Source organism: Pedobacter sp. 01N416, from assembly GCF_056399685.1.
Genome location: NZ_JBFTRT010000700.1, coordinates 1 through 2,348, shown reverse-complemented (window position 1 = coordinate 2,348; position 2,348 = coordinate 1). Strand labels below are relative to the sequence as shown.

Annotated in this window: 2 protein-coding genes; both read left to right on the top strand. The window is 38.4% G+C overall.

The annotated features are described in order from the left end of the window. Window positions 1–1,317 (top strand): lysine N(6)-hydroxylase/L-ornithine N(5)-oxygenase family protein (locus AC1DND_RS26005; RefSeq protein ID WP_477585501.1); only part of this gene is annotated, 1,317 nt, incomplete at its 5' end. Between the two features lie 120 nt (window positions 1,318–1,437). Further along, window positions 1,438–2,348: IucA/IucC family protein (locus AC1DND_RS26000; RefSeq protein ID WP_477585499.1), on the top strand; the 911-nt coding region annotated here is incomplete at its 3' end.

The window sequence follows — 2,348 nt, the reverse complement described above, 5'->3', positions numbered from 1 at the left end:
ATTGTAGGGATCGGTATAGGTCCGTTCAACCTGGGATTAGCTGCATTGTGTGCCCCTATCAGTAGCTTAACGACTTTATTTTTGGATCAGGAGAGCGAATTTAACTGGCACCCTGGCATGATGTTAAGCGATGCCACTTTACAGGTCCCCTTTATGGCTGATCTGGTAACCATGGCCGACCCAACCAGTCCGTACAGCTTTTTAAACTACCTTAAACAAACAGATCGCCTATATAAATTCTATATCAGAGAAGATTTTTTTGTATTACGAAAGGAATATAATGCTTATTGTAAATGGGCTATCAATCATCTGCAAAACTGCCATTTCGGACAGAAAGTAATCAGTGTAAATTACGCTGATGGTGTTTATCAGGTAGAAAAAGTTGATCAATCAAGCGGAACCAGTGAAACCATTTTCACTAAAAAAATAGTGCTCGGAACGGGAACTGCACCAAAAGTACCTGGTTTTATTAGGCCAGCTGAGCATAAAAATGCCATACATTCTTCAGCATATTTAAAGTTTAAATCTACGCTGCTGCAGCAAAAAACCGTAACGATTATTGGCTCAGGACAAAGTGCCGCCGAGATTTTTTACGATTTATTGCCTGAAACGGAGAATGGACTGAAATTAAAATGGTTTACCCGGCCTGATCGCTTTTTCCCGATGGAGTATTCGAAATTAACATTGGAGCTCACTTCTCCCGAATATGTAGACCACTTTTATAATCTGAGTGATGCCAAACGCAAACAGCTTTTAGGAAAACAAAATTCGCTGTTTAAAGGCATAAACTTCGAACTGATTAACCAGATTTTTGATAAACTGTACGAATTGAGTGTTGATGGCGAAAAGGTAAATGCTGAATTGATGCCTAACTGTCAACTGAACAATTTAACAGTAAACGCCGACGGAAAATATCAGCTCGATTTTTATCATACCGAAAGTGAAAAGGATTTTGCTGTTGATACTGATTTTGTGGTGTTGGCAACTGGTTACAAATATAATGAGCCTGGTTTCTTATCAGGGATAAACGATCGCATTGCACGTAATGCCGACGGACTTTTTCAAGTACACCGCAACTATGCTATTGATGTAAATGGAAATGAAATCTTTGTTCAAAATGTAGAACTGCATACCCACGGTTTCGTAACACCTGATTTGGGCATGGGTGCCTATCGCAATGCATCCATTATCAATGCCATTTTAGGCTTCGAAATTTATCCGGTAGAAAAACGGATTGCTTTCCAGCAGTTTAGCGTAACAGATGAAATACAGGAAAATGAATTATCTAACGCAGCGCTGCAATTATCTGAAGATTAAATTAATATTGATGGTCGGGGATTTGTAATCCAGACTATAGAGAACCGGATTTAAAATCCGGAGCACAAAAAGTCCAGATTACAAATCTGGACCAACCCAATATTTAAAATACTAAATACCATGAATTACAACAACTTCAATCACATAAAACCCTTAAACAAAGAAATTTGGGATAAAGTAAACCGCAATTATATTGCAAAATCGATAGTGGAGCTCATGCACGAAAAATTAGCTGAGCCAACATTGATCAGTACCAACGAACAAGGAAATTCTGATTTCCGTCTCGCTACAGATTCTGAAGATATTTATTATACCTTTTCAGGGCAACAACGTGCTTTAGATTACCTGCACATAGATAAACAAAGCATCAAAAAATTTGTAAATGGCGAAAGTGTAGCCGTAAACAACGCTCCTGCATTTTATACCGAACTACAGCAAACTTTTGGCATTAAACCCTTTACACTTGCCCATTTCGTAGAAGAAACCCTAAATACCTTATACGCCGATGCCTACATTCATCAAAAAGGCAGGTTAACCGCTGATGAATTAGCCAATGCTGATTACCAAACCATCGAACATCAAATGGATGGACATCCCTGGGCTACCATCAATAAAGGACGGATCGGCTTTAACCACAGCGATCAAGGTAAATACGCGCCAGAAGCTGCTCAAAGAACCCAATTGGCTTGGTTAGCGGTACATAAAACAAGGGCAGAATTTAAAAGTATCGAAAGTATTTCTTCATTTTCTTTTTATAATGAAGAACTCAGCTTAAAGCAGGTTCACGATTTTAATCAGGTATTAATTCAACAGCAGTTACCACCTGAAGATTATTTCTTCATCCCTGTGCACGAATGGCAGTGGAACAATAAAATCGTATTACAACTGGCACACGATATTGCGCATAATTTAATAGTCCCTGTCGGTTTAGGCAATGATGAATACATGTGTCAAAACAGTATACGTACCTTCTTTAATGTAAGTGAGCCTAAAAAACATTATGTAAAAACGGCTATCTCTATTTTAAACAC